The sequence below is a fragment of the Arthrobacter sp. CJL-S3 genome (assembly GCF_056711635.1).
The window spans coordinates 1,816,583-1,837,723 of sequence record NZ_CM160046.1; the positions used below are offsets into that span (position 1 = coordinate 1,816,583).

A 21,141-nucleotide genomic window follows, 5' to 3' on the forward strand; every position below is an offset into this window, starting at 1 on the left:
CGGTTCCCGCCAGGCCCTGACCTGCGATTCCGGTGTATAGCGTGGCCCGCTGTGCCTGAACTGACTGACCCCGGACGGGCTGTTCCCTAACGGACCCGTCCCCACCAAGAAAGACTTCCCCCATGCTGAGAGTTGCCGTCCCGAACAAGGGATCCCTGTCCGAAGCCGCCTCCGCCATGCTCGCCGAGGCCGGCTACCGCCAGCGCCGCGACACCCGCGAGCTGGTCATGCTGGACCCGGACAACGACATTGAATTCTTCTTCCTCCGCCCCCGCGACATCGCCGTCTACGTCGGCCAGGGCACGCTCGACGTCGGCATCACCGGCCGCGACCTGCTCCTGGACGCCGAGGTGGAGGCCGAGGAACTGCTTCCGCTGGGCTTCGCCGCGTCCACCTTCCGCTTCGCCGGCCCGGTCGGCGACTTCGCCACGGTCGAACAGCTCGAAGGCAAGCGCCTCGCCACCAGCTACGACGGGCTGCTCCGCGGCTACCTCGCCGAGCGCGGCATCAAGGCCAAGGTCGTCCGCCTCGACGGCGCCGTCGAATCCTCCGTGCGCCTCGGCGTCGCGGACGCGATCGCCGACGTCGTCGAAACCGGCAACACGCTCAAGGCCGCCGGCATGGAGATCTTCGGTCAGCCCATCCTGCACTCCGAAGCCGTCCTGATCGGCCGCAAGGGCGAGCAGAACCCGGCCGCCGACGTGCTGATCCGCCGGCTCCAGGGCGTCCTCGTGGCGCACCAGTACGTCATGATGGACTACGACATCCGCAAGGAACTCGTGGAGGAAGCCGCGGCCCTCACGCCCGGCCTGGAATCGCCCACGGTCTCGCCGCTGCGCGATTCGGACTGGGTTGCCGTCCGCTCGATGGTGCCGAAGAAGCAGACCAACCGGATCATGGACGAGCTCTACGACCTCGGCGCCCGCGCCATCCTGGTCAGCACGATCCACGCCTGCCGCATCTGACCGGCGCGCGTCAACCTTTCGTAAGCGAATACCAGGAGAAGTCATGGCTGTAGCCGTCCGCGTTATCCCGTGCCTGGACGTCGACGCCGGCCGCGTCGTCAAGGGCATCAACTTCGAGGGCCTGCGCGACGCCGGGGACCCGGTGGAACTGGCGCACCGCTACGACAACGGCGGCGCCGACGAGCTGACCTTCCTGGACGTCACGGCGTCCTCGGGCAACCGGGAGACCACCTTCGACGTCGTCCGGCGCACCGCCGAGGAGGTCTTCATCCCGCTGACCGTCGGCGGCGGCGTCCGCGGCGTGGCCGAAGTGGACAAGCTCCTGCGCTACGGCGCGGACAAAGCCGCGATCAACACCGCCGCCGTCGCCCGGCCCGACGTGATCGACGAGATCACCCGGCACTTCGGGTCCCAGGTGCTGGTGCTGTCCCTCGACGCACGGCGCACCCGCCCGGGCTCGCAGCCCACCGCCTCCGGCTTCGAGGTCACCACCCACGGCGGACGGCAGGGCACCGGCATCGACGCGATCGCCTGGGCCCGCGAAGCGGCCGACCGCGGGGTGGGGGAGATCCTGCTGAACTCGATCGACGCCGACGGCACCAAGGACGGCTTCGACCTGGAACTGATCCGCCTCGCGCGGGCCGCGGTCAAGGTTCCGCTCATCGCGTCCGGCGGTGCCGGCAAACCGGAGCACTTCCCGCCGGCCGTGGCGGCCGGCGCCGACGCGGTGCTCGCCGCGTCCGTCTTCCACTTCGGCCCGCTGGACATGATCGCCCAGGTCAAGGCCGCGATCCGCGACGCCGGATTCGAAGTCCGCTGACGCCCACTACCCGGCGGCTTAAAACAACGCGGGGTCACCTGGCGCCCATCCCGGAGGGGATCACGGGCGGCAGGTGACCCCGCGTTGCTGCGTTGTGTGGGGAGGCTCAGAGCCCGACTTCCGCCGACTGCAGGAGCGCGACGGCGTCCGGCTGGCCCTCGAAGGTCACGAGCGCGTGGCGGGTGCGCCCGTGCGCGTGCATCAGGAGTTCGCCCGGTTCGCCGACGATCGCCACGGAGACGGGGGCGCGCTTGGCGACGTGCCGGGGGCCGGAGGGGCGCACCAGCACGATTCCGAGGTCTACGCCGCGGTAGAGGATGGCCGCACGCTTCACCAGTTCATCCCAGAGGGCGTCCGAATACTCCTCATCGAGGGCGCGCGGCGCCCAGCGGTCCACGGCGCGGCGGACGTCCTCGGTGTGGACGAAGTATTCGATCAGGTTGGCGCTTTCGTCCACGGCCTTGATCTTCATCGGAGAGAACGCGGAGGGGCCGGCGCGGAAGGAGTTGACCAGCTTGTTGTACTCCTCCGGCGTCGTGAGCTTGGCCGCCAGCGCGGCCGTGGCCTGGTCCGACGCCTTGGCCAGGCGCTTGATCAGCAGGCCGAGTCCGACGGCGGCCTTCCGCTCGCGCAGGTACAGGTGGGCGGCAAGGTCCCTGGTACGCCAGCCCTTACAGAGCGTGGGGGAGTCAGGACCGGCCGCCAGCAAGGTTTCGGCCAGAACTTCTCGGGAGGGATCGACGAAATACATCACTTGTGAAACTAGCACGAGACGACGGCGCGTGCGCACCTGAACCGCCGTCGTTCTGGCCCCGGGGAAGTGATCCGCGCCGCGGTGACGCTGATGTTAAGCCGGCCGCCGGGGAACTGGGCGGCGGCCCGCGCCGAGGCACTAGACTTGAGCTGATGTCTGAGCAGCCCGCCCCCGCCCTTATTACTGGAAGCCCCGCTGATGGAACCACCGTCACGGGCGAGCCCGTTGGCACCGCCGTTCCCGGCCCGCCCGCGCCCGCAAGCCCGCTCCCGGCGGGCCTCGCCGAGGCACTGAAGCGCGACAGCGCCGGCCTGGTCGCGGCGATCGTGCAGCAGTACGACACCAACGAGGTGCTCATGCTGGGCTGGATGGACGACGAGGCCCTGCACCGCACCATGACCAGCGGACGGGTGACGTTCTACTCCCGCTCCCGCCAGGAATACTGGCGCAAGGGGGACACCTCCGGCCACGTCCAGTGGGTCAAATCCCTCGCGATGGACTGCGACGGCGACGCGCTGCTGGTCCGCGTGGACCAGGTCGGCGCGGCCTGCCACACCGGGACCCGCACCTGCTTCGAGGGCCGCGGACTCGACGTCGTCACCGGCCACGCCGGCTGACCCGGTCAACGCCGGCCGGCCGGTGAGCGCCGGTCGGCCCGGCAGCTGAGGCGGCGTACAGCCGCCCGACACAGCCGCACCGGGTCACCACCCCAGACACTCAACCTTCAGGACCACTGAAAGAACAGGCGGAAACCACAGCCATGCAGGACCTTGGAATCATCAGCCCGGGCCTGGAGGAGTTCCGTGAACTCGCAGGCCACAGCCGTGTCATCCCCGTCCGGCTGAAGGTGCTGGCTGACGCCGAAACCCCGATCGGGCTGTACCGCAAACTCGCCCAGGGCCAGCCCGGCACGTTCCTGATGGAATCCGCGGCCGTCGGCGGCTCCTGGTCCCGCTACTCCTTCATCGGCGCCCGCTCACGGGCCACCCTGACCACCAAAGACGGCCAGGCGCACTGGCTCGGCGAACCGCCCGTCGGCGTTCCGCTGGGCGGCAGCCCGGTGGACGCCATCCGCGACACCGTCGAGGCCCTCCGCACCGACCGTTTCGACGGCCTTCCGCCCTTCACCTCCGGCCTGGTCGGCTTCCTCGGCTGGGAAACCGTCCGGCACTGGGAGAAGCTCACCAGCCCGCCCGAGGACGATCTGGAGCTGCCGGAAATGGCGCTGAACCTCGTCACCGACATGGCGGTGCACGACAACATGGACGGCACCGTGCTGCTGATTGCCAACGCGATCAACTTCGACAACAGCACCGAACGGGTCGACGAGGCCTGGCATGACGCCGTCGCCCGGGTCAAGGCCCTGCTGGCGCAGGTCAGCACGCCCGTGAAGCAGCCGGTCTCCGTGCTGGACCCCGCCGCCCTGGACTTCGCCTCCAGCGTGCAGGAACGCTGGGACGAGACCGACTACCTCGCCGCCCTGGACCGCAGCAAGGAAGCGATCGTCGACGGCGAGGTCTTCCAGGTGGTCATCTCGCGCCGCTTCGAGATGGAATGCGGCGCCGACCCGCTGGATGTCTACCGGGTGCTCCGGAACACCAACCCCAGCCCGTACATGTACATCTTCAGCCTCGAGGACGCCAACGGCCGGCAGTACTCCATCGTCGGGTCCTCCCCGGAGGCGCTGGTGACCGTGACCGGCGAGGAAGTCATCACCCACCCCATCGCCGGTTCCCGCCCGCGCGGCAAGACCGTGGAGGCCGACAAGGCCCTGGCCGAGGAGCTCCTCGCGGACGAGAAGGAACGCGCCGAGCACCTGATGCTGGTGGACCTGTCCCGCAACGACCTGTCCAAGGTCTGCGTGGCCGGCACCGTCGACGTCACCCAGTTCATGGAGGTCGAACGCTTCAGCCACATCATGCACCTGGTCTCCACCGTTGTCGGCAAACTCGCGCCCACCGCCAAGGCCTACGACGTGCTGAAGGCGACCTTCCCGGCCGGGACGCTGTCCGGCGCCCCCAAACCCCGCGCGCTGCGCCTGCTCGACGAGCTGGAGCCGCACCGCCGCGGGATCTACGGGGGAGTCGTGGGCTACCTCGACTTCGCCGGTGACATGGACATGGCCATCGCCATCCGCTCTGCCCTGCTGCGGGAAGGCCGCGCCTACGTGCAGGCCGGCGGCGGCATCGTGGCCGACTCGGTGAACGCCACCGAGGCCCTGGAAACCGTCAACAAGGCCGCCGCCCCGATGCGGGCCGTCCACACCGCCCGGTCGCTGCGCAACATCACGCCGGAATCCATTTCCGACGCCGGGACGCAGTCATGAGCGGCACCACGGTCCGGAGCACCAGCCCCGCCGTTCCCCGCTGGGCCAGGAAATCCACCCTCGTGCTGGCCATCGCCGCCCTGGCGCTGGCCGTCTTCGGCACCACCACGCAGACCTGGCTCACCGTCCACCTCGACCCGGCCCAGCTCGGGGCGGCCGTCGACAGCCAGGGCGGCCTGCAGGTGCAGGGCAGCAAAGCCGCGACCACGGTGACGGCCCTGGCGCTGGTGGCCCTCGCCGGCGGACTCGCCGTGTCGATTGCCGGCCGGATCGGCCGCTGGATCATCACGGCGCTCATACTGCTCGCCGCTGCCGGCATCGTCAGCGCCGCAGCGGTTGTGATCGCGGACCCGCTGGCCGCCGCCCAGGGCTCCATCGCCGCGGCCACCGGGATCACCGGCAGCGACGTGCAGGTGGACGTCACGGTGTTCCCGGCCCTTGCCGTCGTGGCCGGCATCCTGCTGGGGCTCAGCGCCCTGCTGGTCATCCCGGCGGGCCGCTACTGGAAGACGCGCACGAAATATGACACCGCCGTCACGGGCGCCGCAGCCGGCGGCTCCGCGGCGCCGGCCGGGCCGGCGGACGAGATCGACAGCTGGGACCGGTTGTCACGCGGTGACGACCCCACCTGAGCCGGTGCCGCGTGCGGGCCCGGTAACGGAGCCAGTAACGCGGCCGGTAATCCGGACAATAGCGCCGCCAATAAATGGCAGAATGTAAGCAGTATTCACCCTGAGGAGATTTCAATGAGCAAAGCATCTGTTTCCGCCCCCAAGCCCGCTGCCGGGACCGGCTACTCCTACGACGACATCGATCACCGCGAACCGACCGGCCACGGCAACAGCCCGGCCGCCTGGACCACGGTATTCGTCATGCTCGTCGGCGCCCTCATCATGTCCGTCGCCTTTGTCATCGCCAACACCACGATTTTCATCGCGGGCGGCGTTGTGATGCTGCTCGGCCTGGTCGTCGGCTTCATCATGCGCAAGGCCGGATACGGCGTGGGCGGCAGCAAGCTGAAGAACTCCGGCCACTAAGGGTGACTGTTCTCGATGACATCAATGCCGGTGTCAGGGAGGATATGGAGGCCCGTCAGCGCCTCGTCACGCTCGCGGAACTGAAGGAGCGCGCCGCCGCGGCCGCTCCGGCCCGCGACGCGTGGACCGCCCTGGGCGGGGCATCGGCGACACGCGGGGAGCTGAAGGTCATCGCCGAAATCAAGCGCCGCAGCCCCTCCAAGGGCGATCTCGCGAGCATCGCGGATCCCGCCTCGCTCGCCGTGCAGTACGCCGACGGCGGCGCGGCCGCGATCAGCGTCCTGACCGAACAGCGCCGCTTCAACGGCTCCCTCGCCGATTTTGACGCCGTCCGGACCGCCGTGGACACCCCGCTGCTGCGCAAGGACTTCATGATCGACGAGTACCAGATCTGGGAGGCCCGGGCACACGGGGCCGACCTGATCCTGCTGATCGTGGCGTCCCTGTCCGACGCGCAGCTGCGCGAGTTCAGCGCCCTCAGCCGCGAACTCGGCATGAACGTGCTGGTCGAGACGCACACGGCCGAGGAAATCGAGCGGGCGGTTGCCGCCGAAGCCCGGATCATCGGCGTCAACGTGCGCAACCTCAAGACGCTCGACGTCGACCGTTCCGTTTTCGCCGAACTCGCCGGAGGCATCCCCGCCGGCGCGCTCGTCATCGCGGAATCGGGCGTGCGCGGCGTCGACGATGTCCGGCACTACGCCGCGAACGGCGCCAACGCGGTCCTCGTCGGCGAAGCCCTGGTCAGCGACGCGACCCCGCGGGAGCGGATCGCGGAATTCATGGCCGCCGGAGCCGAAGCAATCGCCGCACGTTCCTGACCAGCGGTTCCTGCGGGGCACCTCCCGTCGGGACGCCGGCAGCGCCTCCGTGCGGCACCCAGATCTAATCAACAGTGGAACAGGATGGTGAGACCGATGGTCGATGCGCCAGCAGCCGGCTCAGACGAAAGCGCCGTGGACGCGTTCCTGCAGGGTGGAGAATCCCTGCGGCACGCCCCCGGACCCTACTTCGGCTCCTACGGCGGCCGATGGATGCCCGAGTCACTCATCGCGGCCCTGGATCAGCTTGAGGACACCTTCGAGAAAGCCAAGGCGGACCCCGAGTTCACCGCGCAGATCGCGGAGCTGAACAAGAACTACGCCGGCCGGCCTTCGCTGCTGACCGAGGCCAAGCGCTTCGCCGAGCATGCCGGGGGAGTCCGGATCTTCCTCAAGCGCGAGGACCTCAACCACACGGGCTCGCACAAGATCAACAACGTGCTGGGCCAGGCACTGCTGGCCAAGCGCATGGGCAAGACCCGGGTCATCGCCGAAACCGGCGCCGGCCAGCACGGCGTCGCCAGCGCCACCGCCGCGGCCCTGATGGGCCTGGAATGCGTCGTCTACATGGGCGCCGAGGACTGCCGCCGGCAGGCCCTCAACGTCGCCCGGATGGAGCTCCTCGGAGCCACCGTCATCCCGGTGACCAACGGCTCCCAGACCCTCAAGGACGCCATCAACGAGGCGCTCCGCGACTGGGTCGCCAACGTGGACAACACCCACTACCTGCTGGGCACCGCCGCCGGCGCGCACCCGTTCCCGGCCATGGTCCGCTACTTCCACGAGGTCATCGGCGAGGAGGCCCGCGCCCAGATCCTGGAGCAGACCGGCCGGCTGCCCGACGCCGTCTGCGCCTGCATCGGCGGCGGCTCCAACGCCATCGGCATCTTCCACGGCTTCCTGGACGATCCCTCGGTCAAGATCTACGGCTTCGAGGCCGGCGGCGAGGGCGTCGAAACCGGCCGCCACGCCGCCACCATCACCCTCGGCAAGCCCGGCGTGCTGCATGGCGCCCGCTCGTACCTCATGCAGGACGACGACGGCCAGACCATCGAGTCGCACTCCATCTCGGCGGGCCTGGACTACCCCGGCGTCGGCCCGGAGCACTCCTACCTCGCGGACATCGGACGGGTCAGCTACGAGCCCATCACGGACAGCGAGGCCATGGACGCGTTCCGGCTGCTGTGCCGCACCGAGGGCATCATCCCGGCCATCGAGTCGGCCCACGCCCTGGCCGGCGCCATGAAGGTCGGCCAGCGGCTCGCCGCCGAAGCCGGGGAATCCGGCGATGCGTCAGAGAAGATCGTGCTCGTGAACCTCTCCGGCCGCGGCGACAAGGATGTGGCCACCGCAGCGGAATGGTTCGACCTGCTGGACAAGGATTCACCCGAGCACGAGATCGCCAAAGAGGGGGAGCAGCTGTGAGCACCGTCCAGGATCCGGGTACCGCCCGGAACGCCAGCAAGTCGACGGCCAGCAAGTCGGCCGCGGCCATCGACCGCGCCAAGGCCCAGGGCCGCGCGGCCCTGATCGGCTACCTGCCCGCCGGCTACCCGAGCGTCGAGGAGACCATCGCGGCCGGCATCGCCCTGGCGGAAAACGGCGCGGACCTGATCGAAATCGGCATCCCGTACTCCGACCCGGTCATGGACGGCCTGGTCATCCAGGCCGCGACAACCGAGGCCCTCGCCAAGGGCTTCCACGTCAAGCAGGTCTTCGACGTCGTCCGCGGCATCACCAGCAAGACCGACGCCGCCGTGCTGGTCATGACCTACTGGAACCCCGTGGTCCGGATGGGCGTGGAGGAATTTTCCCGCCAGCTGGCCGAAGCCGGCGGAGCCGGGCTCATCACCCCGGACCTGATCCCGGACGAGGCGTCCGAATGGATGGCAGCCTCGGACAAGTACGGCCTGGACCGGGTGTTCCTGGTGGCGCCGTCATCCTCCCCGGAGCGGATGAAGCGCACCGTGGAGGCAAGCCGCGGCTTCGTCTACGCCGTGTCGATCATGGGCGTCACCGGCGCCCGCAGCTCGGTCAGCTCCGCGGCCAAGGACGTCGTGGCCGCCGCGCACGCCGCCGGCGCCGAGCGCGTCTGCGTCGGGCTGGGCGTGTCCAACGCGGACCAGGTCCGGGAGATCGCCGCCTACGCGGACGGCGTGATTGTGGGCACCGCGCTGGTTGTCGCCATCGGCGACGGCGGCGTGGACGCGGTAGCGTCCTTGACGAAAGACCTCAGCACCGGCCTTACCAGGGAAGAAGCCTAAGCAATGCAGTCAGTCCTCCACGCGGCGGCGATGATCCCCGCGAGTATTCCGAGCCCGGACTGGTCCGGTTTCGACATCCCGCTGCCGTGGGGGTCACTGCGCATCCACGCCTACGCCCTGTGCATCCTGCTCGGCATCATCGCCGGCCTCTGGCTCACCTCCGTGCGCTGGGCCAAACGCGGCGCCCCCGAGGGCAGCGTCTGGGACATCGCCATCTGGGCCATCCCGTTCGGCATCATCGGCGGCCGGCTCTACCACGTGGTGTCCTCCCCGGACGCCTACTTCGGCCCCGGCTTCGACGGCACCGGCGACCTGTCCCTGATCCCGCAGCTCCAGCGCGGCGGGCTCGGCATCTGGGGCGCAGTGCTGCTGGGTGCGGTGGGTGCGTGGATCGGCTGCCGCAAGGCGGGCGTCAAACTGAGCGCCTTCATGGACGCCGCGGCCCCCGGGCTGCTGCTGGCCCAGGCGATCGGCCGCTGGGGCAACTACTTCAACCAGGAACTCTTCGGCGGGCCCACCACGCTGCCGTGGGGGCTGCAGATCGACGCCGAGAACCCGAACTTCCCTCCGGGCATGGCCGCGGACACGCTCTTCCACCCGACCTTCCTGTACGAATCCCTCTGGAACTTCGCCGGCGTCGGCATCCTGCTGCTGCTGGACCGCAAGTTCCGGTTCCGCCGCGGCCGCCTGTTCTGCCTGTACGCGGTCTACTACACGCTGGGCCGGGTCTGGATCGAAGCGATGCGGATCGACGACGCCGAGCTGATCAGCCTCTTCGGCATCACCACCCGGCTGAACGTGTGGACCAGCATCTTCGTCCTGCTGGGCGCACTGGCCGCGTTCATCATCCTGGGACTGCGCAAGCCCACGGAGCCCGACACGGTCTACCTGCCCGGACACGAACCGTCCGAATCCGACACCCGCACGGACACCGACGGCGGCACTGACAGCGGCACCGACGGCGGCACCGACTCCGGCACGGCGCGCTCCGGCACCGGGGATAACACTGCGGACAAGGTGCCGGCCACCGTTCCGGCGGGCGCTGTTCCTGCCCACAGCAATGTCCGCCATTCGGATTCTGCTGTCTCAGATAGTGAATCGCGTGATAATCTCCCTGATAACCAAAGCGGTCCAGGCCACGTTTCCGCCCCAGCTGAAGCGTCAAAGGAATCCACCGGCGGCACCAAGCCCGCCAGCGGAGTACCGGCGGCCGGAGCACCCGGCCACCAGGCCACCGGAACCGCGCCGGAAGCTGAGGGCACCAAGTAGCTCAGCGCCGGCAAACCGGGCCGCGGAGTCACCCCTCGCAGGGCCCGTATCCACAGCGTCGTGGCAGCAGGGAACGCAGCGGACTGCAGAGTGTTGCGGTTCGCGCAAACCCGGGTCTGTGGTCGCGTAACTGTTAGTGCAGAAGGCGGCCCTGACCTACAATTCGAGTAAGAAAATACTTTGTTGTGCCCATCACACCGGCGCACCGATGCGGGCCAATGTTGTCCCTCCCATACGCACGATCAGGAGGAAGGACGTCTCCCATGACCCAAACCCTGCACAGCCCCAGTTGGTCCGACACTAGCGAGCCCCAGCAGCCCGCCATGTCACCCTTCAAGCGCTTCGCGGCGCTTCCCGAAGCGGCCGGGCTCTACAACCCGGAGCAGGAGAAGGACGCCTGCGGCCTCGCCATCATCGCCACGCTGCGGGGGGAGCCAGGCTATGACATCGTTGACGCCGCCCTGACGGCCCTGCGCAACCTCGAGCACCGCGGCGCCGTGGGCGCCGACGAGGGCACCGGCGACGGCGCCGGACTGCTCATGCAGATCCCGGACGAATTCTTCCGCGCCGTGACCGACTTCGAACTTCCCGCCCCCGGCCAGTTTGTCGCCGGCACCGCGTTCCTCCCCGCGGAGCAGCGCGAATCCGACGCGGCCAAGGCCGGCATCGAAGGCCTCGCCGCCGACGAGGGCCTGAAGGTCCTCGGCTGGCGCGAAGTGCCGATCGTCGCCGACCTGGTCGGGGCCATGGCCCGGGCCTGCATGCCCTACTTCTCCCAGCCGTTCTTTGCCTCGAGCACCGGGGAAGTGCTGGAGCGCAACGAACTCGACTCGCGCGCCTGGCGCATCCGGAAGCGGGCGCAGAACAAGTTCGGCGTGTACTTCCCGTCGCTGTCCTCCCGGACCATCGTCTACAAGGGCATGCTGACCACGGCCCAGCTCGAGCCGTTCTACCCGGACCTCTCGGACAAGCGCTTCAAGACCAAGCTCGCGATCGTCCACTCGCGCTTCTCCACCAACACCTTCCCGTCCTGGCCCCTGGCCCAGCCCTTCCGGACCATCGCCCACAACGGCGAAATCAACACGGTTAAGGGCAACCGGAACTGGATGCGCGCCCGCCAGTCGCAGCTGGCCAACCCGCTGCTGGGGGGCTCGCCCGAGGAGCTGTACCCGATCTGCACCCCGGGGGCCTCCGACTCGGCGTCCTTCGACGAGGTCGCAGAACTGCTCTGGCTCTCCGGCCGGCCGATCACCCACTCGATCATGATGATGATCCCCGAGGCCTGGGAAAACCACGCCACGATGGACCCGGCCCGCCGCGCCTTCTACGAGTACCACTCGCTGCTGATGGAACCGTGGGACGGCCCCGCCGCCGTGTCCTTCACCGACGGCAACCTCGTCGGCGCCACCCTGGACCGCAACGGCCTGCGCCCGGGCCGGTTCTGGATCACCGAGGACGGCCTGATCATCTTCGCCTCCGAGGTCGGCGTGATCGACGTCGAACCCTCCAAGGTGGTCAAAAAGGGCCGCGTCTCACCCGGCAAGATGTTCCTCGTGGACACCGACGCCGGCCGGATCATCAGCGACGCCGAGGTCAAGGCCGAGGTCGCCGCGGCGAACCCCTGGGCCGACTGGGTCAAGGAAAACCTGATCGACCTCAAGGACCTGCCCGAGCGCGAGCACGTGGTGCACACCGCCGCGTCGGTCAACATCCGCCAGCGCACCTTCGGCTACACCACCGAGGAACTGAAGATCCTGCTTGGCCCGATGTCCCGCACCGGCGCCGAGCCGCTCGGCGCGATGGGCTCGGACACCCCCGTGGCCGTGCTCTCGAAGCGGCCCCGGCTGCTGTTCGACTACTTTGTGCAGTCCTTCGCGCAGGTCACCAACCCGCCGCTGGACGCCATCCGCGAGGAACTTGTCACGTCGCTGACCTGCGCGATCGGGCCCAACGGCAACCTGCTGGACACCAAGCAGGTCCGCCAGCCGCAGGTTTCGCTGCCGTTCCCGGTGATCAACAACGACCAGCTCGCCAAGATCGCGAACATCGAGAACGCCGACGGCGACAAGGTCGCCATGAAGGTCCGCGGCCTCTACCGCCCCGAAGGCGGCGAAAACGCACTCCGCGCCCGGCTGACCGAAATCTGCGAGCAGGTCTCCGGCGCCATCAACCGCGGCGTCCAGTACGTCGTGCTCTCGGACCGTGACTCGAACGCCCAGTGGGCGCCGATCCCGTCCCTGCTGCTGGTCAGCGCTGTGCACCACCACCTGCTGCGCAGCGCCAACCGCACCAAGACCGCCCTGGTGGTCGAGGCCGGCGACGTCCGCGAAACGCACCACGTGGCCGTGCTGATCGGCTACGGCGCCTCCGCCGTGAACCCGTACCTGGCCATGGAATCCGTGGAGCAGCTCATCTCCACCGGCGACGTCCTCGGGGTCACCCCGCAGGACGGCGTTTACAACCTGATCAAGGGCCTCGGCAAGGGCGTCCTGAAGATCATGTCCAAGATGGGCATCTCCACCGTCGCCTCCTACACCGGAGCCCAGACCTTCGAGGCCCTGGGCCTCGGCCAGGACCTGGTGGACGAGTACTTCTCCGGCACGCACTCCCAGCTCGGCGGCGTCGGCCTGGACGTCATCGCGGCCGAGGTCGCGGCACGCCACCGGATGGCGTACCCCGAGAACGGCATCGAACAGCCCCACCAGGCCCTGATGGGCGGCGGCGAGTACCAGTGGCGCCGCGACGGCGAGCCGCACCTGTTCAACCCGGAGACCGTGTTCCGGCTGCAGCACGCCACGCGTGAACGCCGCTACGACATCTTCAAGGCCTACACCCGCGGTGTGGACGACCAGTCCGAGAACCTGATGACCCTGCGCGGGCTGCTGAAGTTCAAGGCCGGGCTGCGCCCCGCGGTCCCGCTCGAGGAAGTGGAGTCCGTCTCCAGCATCGTCAAGCGGTTCTCCACTGGCGCGATGAGCTACGGCTCCATCTCGCAGGAGGCCCACGAAACCCTCGCGATCGCCATGAACCGGCTGGGCGGCAAGTCCAACACCGGTGAGGGCGGCGAGGACGTGGACCGGCTGCTCGATCCGACCCGCCGCTCGGCGGTCAAGCAGATCGCGTCCGGCCGTTTCGGCGTGACGAGCCTGTACCTGACCAACGCCGATGACATCCAGATCAAGATGGCGCAGGGTGCCAAGCCCGGCGAAGGCGGCCAGCTGATGGCGCAGAAGGTCTACCCCTGGGTGGCCCGGACGCGGCACTCGACGCCCGGCGTCGGGCTCATCTCCCCGCCCCCGCACCACGACATCTACTCGATCGAGGACCTCGCCCAGCTGATCTACGACGCGAAGCGGGCCAACCCCTCGGCACGGGTGCACGTCAAGCTGGTCTCCGAGGTCGGGATCGGCACGGTGGCCGCCGGCGTCACGAAGGCCAAGGCCGACGTCGTCCTGGTCTCCGGGCACGACGGCGGCACCGGCGCCTCGCCGCTGAACTCGCTCAAGCATGCCGGTGTGCCGTGGGAGCTGGGCCTCGCCGAGACGCAGCAGACCCTGATGCTCAACGGCCTGCGCGACCGCGTGGTGGTGCAGGTGGACGGCCAGCTCAAGACCGGCCGCGACGTCGTGATTGCCGCGCTGCTCGGCGGCGAGGAGTTCGGTTTCGCCACCGCCCCGCTGGTGGTCTCCGGCTGCATCATGATGCGCGTCTGCCACCTCGACACCTGCCCGGTGGGCGTCGCGACGCAGAACCCGGAGCTGCGCTCCCGCTTCAACGGCAAGCCGGAATTCGTGGTCAACTTCTTCGAGTTCCTTGCCGAGGAAGTCCGCGAGATCCTGGCCGAGCTGGGCTTCCGCAGCATCGAGGAAGCGATCGGCCACGCCGAAATGCTCGACACCCGTGAGGCGATCAACCACTGGAAGGCCGAAGGGCTGGACCTGGACCCGATTCTGCACGGGCTCGAGTTCGACGACGACGCCCCGCTGCGCAACCTCACCGGCCAGAACCACGAGCTGGACAAGCACTTCGACCAGCGCCTGATGGTGATGGCCGCGGAAGCCCTGAGTGACCGCACCCCGGTCAAGATCGCCGTCAACGTCATCAACACGGACCGCTCCGTCGGCACGATGCTGGGCCATGTGGTCACCAAGACCTTCAGCACGGACGTGCTGGCGACGGACACCATCGACATCACGCTGACCGGCACCGCCGGGCAGTCGCTCGGTGCGTTCCTGCCGGCCGGCATCACGCTGCGGATGTTCGGTGACTCCAACGACTACGTCGGCAAGGGCCTTTCCGGCGGGCGTATCATCGTCCGGCCGGACCGCACCAACGTGTTCCCGGCCGAGCGCAATGTGATCGCCGGCAATGTGATCGGCTACGGCGCCACCAGCGGCGAGATGTTCCTGCGCGGCCAGGTCGGCGAACGCTTTATGGTCCGCAACTCCGGCGCCACCGCGGTGGTCGAGGGAATCGGCGACCACGGCTGCGAGTACATGACCGGAGGCCAGGTGCTCATCATCGGGCGCACCGGCCGCAACTTCGGCGCCGGCATGTCCGGCGGCACGGCCTATGTGCTGGACCTGCAGACCGAACGCGTCAACAAGCAGGCTCTCGAAGCCGGCGAGCTGCAGCTGTGCGAACTGGACGCCGAGGACCGTGAGATTGTCCATGGGCTGCTGCTGAAGCACTCCGAGGAGACCGAATCGCTGCTCGCGGCGCGGCTGCTGGAGAACTTCGACGACACCGCAGCCCGCATAACCAAGGTGCTGCCGCGCGACTACGCGGCCGTCCTGCAAACCCGTCTCGACGCCATCGAAGAGGGCCTTGACCCCGACGGCGAAGAAGTTTGGTCTCGAATCCTGGAGGTGACCGGTGGCTGATCCACGCGGATTTCTGAAAGTACGTCAGCGCGAAACCCAGCCCCGCCGTCCCGTTCCGGTCCGCATCATGGACTGGAAGGAAGTCTATGAGGCCCAGGAAAAGGGTGTCCTGAAGGCGCAGGCCGGCCGGTGCATGGACTGCGGCGTGCCGTTCTGCCACCAGGGCTGCCCGCTGGGCAACCTCATTCCGGAATGGAATGACCTCATCTGGCGGGACAAGGGCGAGGAGGCGATGGAGCGGCTGCACGCCACCAACAACTTCCCCGAGTTCACCGGCCGGCTCTGCCCGGCCCCCTGCGAGGCGTCCTGCGTGCTGGGCATCAACCAGCCCGCCGTGACCATCAAGCAGGTCGAGGTCTCGATCGTGGACCAGGCCTTCGAGAACGGCTGGGTCAACCCGCTGCCGCCGGCCCGCCTCAGCGGCAAGACGGTCGCCGTCGTCGGCTCCGGCCCCGCCGGGCTCGCCGTCGCGCAGCAGCTGACCCGGGTGGGCCACACCGTCGCCGTCTACGAGCGCGACGACAAGATCGGCGGCCTCCTGCGGTACGGGATCCCCGACTTCAAGATGGAAAAAGAGCACGTGGACCGCCGCCTGGAGCAGATGAAGGCCGAAGGCACCCGCTTCCGGACCGGCGTCGCCGTAGGCACGGACGTGACCTGGGAGCAGCTGCGCCGCCGTTACGACGCCGTTGTCATCGCCACGGGCGCCACCGTCCCGCGTGACCTGCCGATCCCGGGCCGCGGGCTCGAGGGTGTGCATTTCGCGATGGACTACCTCGTCCCGGCCAACCGGGTGGTGGCGGGGGAGACGGTCGAGAACCAGATCAACGCCGCCGGCAAGCACGTGATCATCCTCGGCGGCGGCGACACCGGCGCGGACTGCCTCGGCACCGCGCACCGGCACCAGGCCGCGTCCGTGACCACCCTGGCGATCGGCAAGCAGCCGCCGGCGGAGCGCGCCAGCCACCAGCCGTGGCCGACGTTCCCCACCCTGTTCGAAGTTGCCAGCGCCCACGAGGAAGGCGGCGAACGCACCTACCTCGCCTCCACCGTGGAGTTCGTCGGCGAGAACGGCAAACTGACCGGCGTGAAGGTGGCCGAAACCGAATTCGTCGACGGCAAGCGCCTCCCGAAGGCCGGCACCGAGCGGATCATCCCGGCGGACCTGGTCTTCCTGTCCCTGGGCTTCACCGGCCCGGAACCGGCCGGGATCACCGAGCAGGTCAGCGCAGAGTTCGACGGCCGCGGCAACGTGGCCCGCGACGGCTACTACATGACCAACACGGAAGGCATCTTCGTCGCCGGAGACGCCGGCCGCGGACAGTCGCTCATCGTCTGGGCCATTGCCGAGGGACGCGCCTGCGCCGCCGCGGTGGACAAGTTCCTGATGGGCAGCACCATCCTCCCGGCTCCCGTGGCGCCGACCGACCGGGCCATGGCCGTCCTGTAGGCCGAAGCCGCTTCCCGGTGCCCGGCGACGGTCACATTCTGCCAATAACTTCATCCAGACAATCGACTACATAGGGTAGGTATATGAGACGCGCTAAAATAGTGGCCACCTTCGGACCGGCAATCGCGAGCTTCGAGAACACTCTCGCCGTGCTGGAAGCCGGCGTCGACGTGGCCCGCATGAACATGAGCCATGGCGACTACGCCGTCCACGACACCACATACGAGAACGTCCGCAAGGCCGCCGGCCAGCTCGGCAAGCCGGTCGCCATCATGGCCGACCTGCAGGGCCCGAAGATCCGCCTCGGCCGCTTCGTGGACGGGCCGCACCTGCTGGCCGTCGGTGACACCTTCACCATCACCACCGAGGACGTCCCGGGCACCAAGGACATCTGCTCCACCACGCTCAAGAGCCTCACCGAGGACGTCAAGCCCGGCGACGCGCTCCTGATCGACGACGGCAAGGTCGCCCTCCGCGCGATCGACGTCGACGACGTCAAGGTCGTCGCCCAGGTCATCGTCGGCGGTTATGTGTCGAACAACAAGGGCATCAACCTGCCCGGTGTTGCCGTCAACGTGCCGGCGTTGAGCGTCAAGGACGAGGACGATCTGCGCTGGGCCATGCGCCGCGGCGTGGACATGGTCGCCCTCTCCTTCGTCCGCGACGCCTCGGACATCAAGCGCGTCCACGAGATCATGGACGAAGAAGGCCGCCGCGTGCCGGTCATCGCCAAGATCGAGAAGCCGCAGGCTGTGGAGCAGCTCCCCGAGATCATCGACGCCTTCGACGCCATCATGGTGGCGCGTGGCGACCTCGGCGTGGAACTTCCGCTGGAGGAAGTGCCGATCGTCCAGAAGCGCGCCGTTGAACTGGCCCGCCGCTGGGCCAAGCCGGTCATCGTGGCAACCCAGGTGCTGGAGTCCATGATCGACAACCCGCGTCCGACCCGCGCCGAGGCCTCCGACTGCGCCAACGCCGTGCTCGACGGCGCCGACGCGGTCATGCTCTCGGGCGAGACCAGCGTGGGCAAGTTCCCGATCGAGACCGTCAAGACCATGGCCCGGATCATCGAATCCACCGAGGTCCACGGCCTGGAGCGCGTCCCGCCGCTGGGCACCAAGCCCAAGACCCGCGGCGGCGCCATCACCCGTGCCGCGGTCGAGATCGCCGACCAGCTGGATGCGAAGTACATCTGTGCGTTCACCCAGTCCGGTGACTCCGCCCGGCGTCTGTCGCGGCTGCGTCCGATCCGCCCGGTCTTCGCCTTCACCCCGGTGGAGCATGTCTGGAACCAGCTCGCGCTGACCTGGGGCATCCAGCCGGTGCTGGTCCCGATGGTGGGCCACACCGACGCGATGACCGCCCAGGTTGACCGCAGCCTGCTGAACATGGACGTCGTCGAGGACGGCGACATGGTGGTTATCGCCGCCGGGTCGCCTCCCGGAAAGGCCGGTTCGACGAACATGCTTAAGGTCCACAGGGTCGGCGACCTCGCCGACGCCGGCAGCACCGGCGACGCCGAAGTAGCCAAGGACAAGCTCGGCCCCTGGCCGGAAAAGAAGAAGCGGAACAACAAGATCTAGTTCCGCGCTTCAGCACAAGGGAGGGTTCCCGCCGTTCACGCGGCGGGGACCCTCCCTTTTTGCGTTCTTCAGGGCCGATACCCTAGGGGGTATACGATGGGATTATGGCAAGCAGCGGCAACATACCCATTCCCGTCCGCACCGTCTCTGCAGATGATCTCGCGGGCGTCTGGCCCGGCGTTGCTGTGGTTGACGTCCGCAGCCGGGAGGAGGCTGCCGTCGCCAGCATTCCCGGAAGCGTCAACATTCCGCTGGATGAGCTCCCGTCCCGCCTGAAGGACGTGCCGAACACCACGGTCTACCTGCTGTGCGGGTCCGGCAAGCGCAGCCGTCAGGCGGCGGAGCTGCTTTCGGCGCGGGGCTACGACGTCGTGAACGTTGCCGGCGGCATCACCGAGTGGTACCGCGCCGGTTATCCCGTGACCTGCACCCCGGACCTCGGGGAGGCGCCCCGCCCCGGCTTCTGGCGGTCGCTGGCGGTCCGGCTCCGCGGGCGCGGGCCCGGTGTGGCCTGACCGGTGGCGGGGCTGACCGGGCGCCGCCCGGGAGGTTCCGGGCGCCGGACCGCCGGCGCCCGCCCGCCTTGCAAGATACCCCCGGGGGTATTATTGTTGTTAGTAGTAGTCGACGGGGGACACAGCCCATTTCTTTACGAAGGAGAGCACATGCTTCTGGAACGCATTTATGATGAGGACCTTGCCCAGGCCAGCTACCTGATCGGCTGCCAGGCCAAGGGCGAGGCCGTGGTCGTGGACGGCCGCCGGGATATCGCGGTATACCAGGCGCTGGCGGCGAAGAACGGCATGAAGATCGTTGCGGTCACCGAGACCCACATCCACGCCGATTACCTCTCCGGGACCCGGGAACTCGCCGCCGCGACGGGGGCGAAGATCTACCTCTCGGGCGAGGGCGGACCGGACTGGCAGTACGGGTTCGAGGGCGAGCGGCTCTTCGACGGCGACACGATCACGCTGGGCAACATCAGCATCCAGGCCCTGCACACCCCGGGCCACACCCCGGAACACCTCTCCTTCCTGGTCACCGACGGCGCGTTCAGCGACCAGGCCGGGTACCTGCTCTCGGGTGACTTTGTCTTCTCCGGGGACCTGGGCCGCCCGGACCTCCTCGATGAGGCCGCCGGCGGGATCGACACCCGCTTCGCCGGGGCGAAGCAGCTCTTCGCGAGCCTGCGGGATAAGTTCCTGACCCTCCCGGACTACGTCCAGGTCCACCCGGCCCACGGCGCCGGCAGTGCCTGCGGCAAGGCCCTGGGCGCGATCCCGTCCTCCACGGTCGGCTACGAACGGCTCTACGCCTGGTGGGGCCCGTACCTGGCCGCCAACGACGAGCAGGGCTTCGTCGATGAACTCCTCGACGGCCAGCCCGACGCGCACGCTTACTTCGGGCGGATGAAGCGGGAAAACCGTGAGGGCCCGGCCGTCATGGGCGACCGTGCCCCGCTGCAGGAACTGGACCTGGACGCCGTCGCCCGGGGCCTGGCCGCTGACACGCTGACCTTCATCGACACCCGCCCGAACGAGGCGGTCCACCAGGGCACCGTGACCGGGTCCCTGAACGTCCCGGCCGGCAAGTCCGTCGCCAGCTTCGGCGCCTGGGTCGTGAACCCGGAAACCGATCCGAACCCGCTGGTGCTCCTCGCCGAAGACCAGGACGCCGCGCAGGAGATGTGGGACCACCTGGTCCGGGTCGGGATCGACAACGTCGCCGGGTACGTCACCGGCTTTGACGGGCTGCCGACCAGCACCCCGAAGCTGATCTCCCCGGCGGACCTCGAGGGCTTCGAGGCCGCCATGATCCTGGACGTGCGCAACCGCACCGAGCACACCGCCGGGCACATCCCGGGCTCCCACCAGCTCAGCGGCGGCCGCGTGATGTGGCACCTGGACGAACTCCCGGCCCGGGGCACCATCGTGTCCTACTGCCAGAGCGGGGTCCGGAACTCCGTCGCTGCCAGCGCGCTGCGCCGCGCCGGCTACGACGTCGTCGAACTCGACGGCAGCTACAACGCCTGGACCGGATACCAGCAGGCACAGGCACGCGAAACCGTCCCCGCCAGCTAACCCCGCCACCAGCACCTCACCGACCAGCACCCCGGCGGCGGCCCTGACACCAGGGCCGCCGCCACAACTTTGCCAACCAGAAAGAGCCATGACCGACGCAACGAGACGTTTTCCCGCAGCCCTGTTCGCCCAGGGATCCGATCCGGATGCCCGGTTCAGCCTCGCCAACGAGCGCACCTTCCTGGCCTGGATACGGACGTCCCTGGCTCTGATTGCGAGCGGGGTCGCCCTGGAGGCCCTGGGGCTGAATCTTCAGGAAGGACTGCGCCTGTCGGCCTCCATTGTGCTTATCATCGCCGGGATCGCCGCGCCCGTGCAGGCCTGGTTCGGCTGGATCCAGATCGAACGCGCACTGCGCCTCGATAGGCCGCTGCCTGCCGCCCGTCTCACGTTTCCGATCGGTGCTGCCGTTTCCGTGGCGGGAATCCTGGTCTTCCTCGGGGTTGTCCTCGCCTGATGGCCGGCGCTCCTGGGAACGAACCCGGCCGGGGCCACCGGCCCTTCGACGCCGGCCTGCAGCCGGAGCGGACCGCGCTGGCCTGGCGCAGGACGGCGCTGGCGGTCGCCGTCGCGTCGCTGGCGGCGCTGCGCATCTTGCCCGAGGTGCTGGGCGTATGGGCGATGATTCCGGCGGCGCTGGGGGCTGGCGTGTCGGTCGTGGCGGTTGTTCTCACGCACCGGCGCTACCGCCGCATTCACACGATGCTGACCTCATCCGGGAGCGACAGGGTGGCGCTCAGCGGGGGATTTCTGCCGGCCTTGATGGCCGGGGCCACCCTTGGTGGCGGGGTCATGGCGCTCGTTGCCGCGGTGCGTTTCAGCGAGTACTTGACCCACTAGCGTTAAACTGCCGGATCCGGGAGGCCGCGGCTGCGGCGTCCCGGATCC

18 protein-coding genes are annotated in these 21,141 nt (G+C 68.7%); 17 read left to right on the forward strand and 1 reads right to left on the reverse strand.

Going from position 1 to position 21,141, the window contains the following annotated elements:
* Positions 1 to 122: 122 nt before the first annotated feature.
* Positions 123 to 965, forward strand: a complete 843-nt coding sequence (gene hisG / locus AC06G6_RS08190) for an ATP phosphoribosyltransferase (RefSeq protein ID WP_479827983.1) — start codon at positions 123 to 125, stop codon at positions 963 to 965.
* A 43-nt stretch (positions 966 to 1,008) separates the two neighbouring features.
* Complete coding sequence (gene hisF / locus AC06G6_RS08195; protein ID WP_307462892.1) at positions 1,009 to 1,785, forward strand: imidazole glycerol phosphate synthase subunit HisF; 777 nt, start codon at positions 1,009 to 1,011, stop codon at positions 1,783 to 1,785.
* Between the two features lie 106 nt (positions 1,786 to 1,891).
* On the opposite strand, the gene AC06G6_RS08200 is transcribed toward hisF, so the two are convergent.
* Complete coding sequence (locus tag AC06G6_RS08200) at positions 1,892 to 2,536, reverse strand: TIGR03085 family metal-binding protein (protein WP_307463400.1); 645 nt, start codon at positions 2,534 to 2,536, stop codon at positions 1,892 to 1,894.
* 155 nt (positions 2,537 to 2,691) lie between these two features.
* Here AC06G6_RS08200 and hisI point away from each other — a divergent pair, with 155 nt between their 5' ends.
* The 15 genes from hisI (at position 2,692) to AC06G6_RS08275 (ending at position 21,093) form a co-directional block, all read left to right on the forward strand.
* The gene (hisI, locus tag AC06G6_RS08205) at positions 2,692 to 3,156 is read left to right on the forward strand and encodes a phosphoribosyl-AMP cyclohydrolase (RefSeq protein ID WP_479827986.1); all 465 of its coding nucleotides are present in this window, start codon (positions 2,692 to 2,694) and stop codon (positions 3,154 to 3,156) included.
* 143 nt (positions 3,157 to 3,299) lie between these two features.
* Entirely contained in the window at positions 3,300 to 4,865 is a 1,566-nt protein-coding gene (locus AC06G6_RS08210; protein WP_479827988.1) for an anthranilate synthase component I, read from the forward strand.
* A complete protein-coding gene (locus AC06G6_RS08215; RefSeq protein ID WP_479827990.1) occupies positions 4,862 to 5,497 on the forward strand; it encodes a Trp biosynthesis-associated membrane protein in 636 nt (211 codons plus the stop codon). The genes AC06G6_RS08210 and AC06G6_RS08215 overlap by 4 nt, the downstream gene beginning before the upstream one ends.
* 114 nt (positions 5,498 to 5,611) lie before the next feature.
* Positions 5,612 to 5,902 carry an HGxxPAAW family protein gene (locus AC06G6_RS08220; protein WP_479827992.1) on the forward strand — a complete coding sequence of 97 codons (291 nt, stop codon included), beginning with the start codon at positions 5,612 to 5,614 and terminating at the stop codon, positions 5,900 to 5,902.
* A gap of 2 nt (positions 5,903 to 5,904) precedes the next feature.
* Positions 5,905 to 6,723, forward strand: a complete 819-nt coding sequence (gene trpC, locus AC06G6_RS08225; RefSeq protein WP_479827994.1) for an indole-3-glycerol phosphate synthase TrpC — start codon at positions 5,905 to 5,907, stop codon at positions 6,721 to 6,723.
* Positions 6,724 to 6,819: 96 nt separating this feature from the next.
* Complete coding sequence (trpB, locus tag AC06G6_RS08230) at positions 6,820 to 8,148, forward strand: tryptophan synthase subunit beta (protein WP_479827996.1); 1,329 nt, start codon at positions 6,820 to 6,822, stop codon at positions 8,146 to 8,148.
* Entirely contained in the window at positions 8,145 to 8,987 is an 843-nt protein-coding gene (trpA, locus tag AC06G6_RS08235; RefSeq protein WP_479827998.1) for a tryptophan synthase subunit alpha, read from the forward strand. The genes trpB and trpA overlap by 4 nt, the downstream gene beginning before the upstream one ends.
* A 3-nt stretch (positions 8,988 to 8,990) precedes the next feature.
* The gene (gene lgt, locus AC06G6_RS08240) at positions 8,991 to 10,256 is read left to right on the forward strand and encodes a prolipoprotein diacylglyceryl transferase (RefSeq protein ID WP_479828001.1); all 1,266 of its coding nucleotides are present in this window, start codon (positions 8,991 to 8,993) and stop codon (positions 10,254 to 10,256) included.
* 263 nt (positions 10,257 to 10,519) lie between these two features.
* Positions 10,520 to 15,139, forward strand: a complete 4,620-nt coding sequence (gltB, locus tag AC06G6_RS08245; RefSeq protein WP_479828003.1) for a glutamate synthase large subunit — start codon at positions 10,520 to 10,522, stop codon at positions 15,137 to 15,139.
* Complete coding sequence (locus AC06G6_RS08250) at positions 15,132 to 16,589, forward strand: glutamate synthase subunit beta (RefSeq protein WP_479828005.1); 1,458 nt, start codon at positions 15,132 to 15,134, stop codon at positions 16,587 to 16,589. Before gltB ends, AC06G6_RS08250 begins: the two co-directional genes overlap by 8 nt.
* Before the next feature lie 83 nt (positions 16,590 to 16,672).
* On the forward strand, positions 16,673 to 18,172 hold the full coding sequence (pyk, locus tag AC06G6_RS08255) for a pyruvate kinase (RefSeq protein ID WP_479828007.1): 1,500 nt from the start codon (positions 16,673 to 16,675) through the stop codon (positions 18,170 to 18,172).
* Positions 18,173 to 18,276: 104 nt separating this feature from the next.
* Positions 18,277 to 18,687 carry a rhodanese-like domain-containing protein gene (locus tag AC06G6_RS08260; protein WP_479828009.1) on the forward strand — a complete coding sequence of 137 codons (411 nt, stop codon included), beginning with the start codon at positions 18,277 to 18,279 and terminating at the stop codon, positions 18,685 to 18,687.
* 150 nt (positions 18,688 to 18,837) lie between these two features.
* Positions 18,838 to 20,253, forward strand: coding sequence for an MBL fold metallo-hydrolase (locus AC06G6_RS08265; RefSeq protein ID WP_479828011.1), 1,416 nt, complete (start codon positions 18,838 to 18,840; stop codon positions 20,251 to 20,253).
* 88 nt (positions 20,254 to 20,341) lie between these two features.
* Positions 20,342 to 20,710: a YidH family protein gene (locus AC06G6_RS08270; protein WP_479828013.1), complete on the forward strand. Its 369-nt coding sequence runs from the start codon at positions 20,342 to 20,344 to the stop codon at positions 20,708 to 20,710.
* A complete protein-coding gene (locus AC06G6_RS08275; protein WP_479828015.1) occupies positions 20,710 to 21,093 on the forward strand; it encodes a DUF202 domain-containing protein in 384 nt (127 codons plus the stop codon). Before AC06G6_RS08270 ends, AC06G6_RS08275 begins: the two co-directional genes overlap by 1 nt.
* Positions 21,094 to 21,141 lie beyond the last annotated feature (48 nt).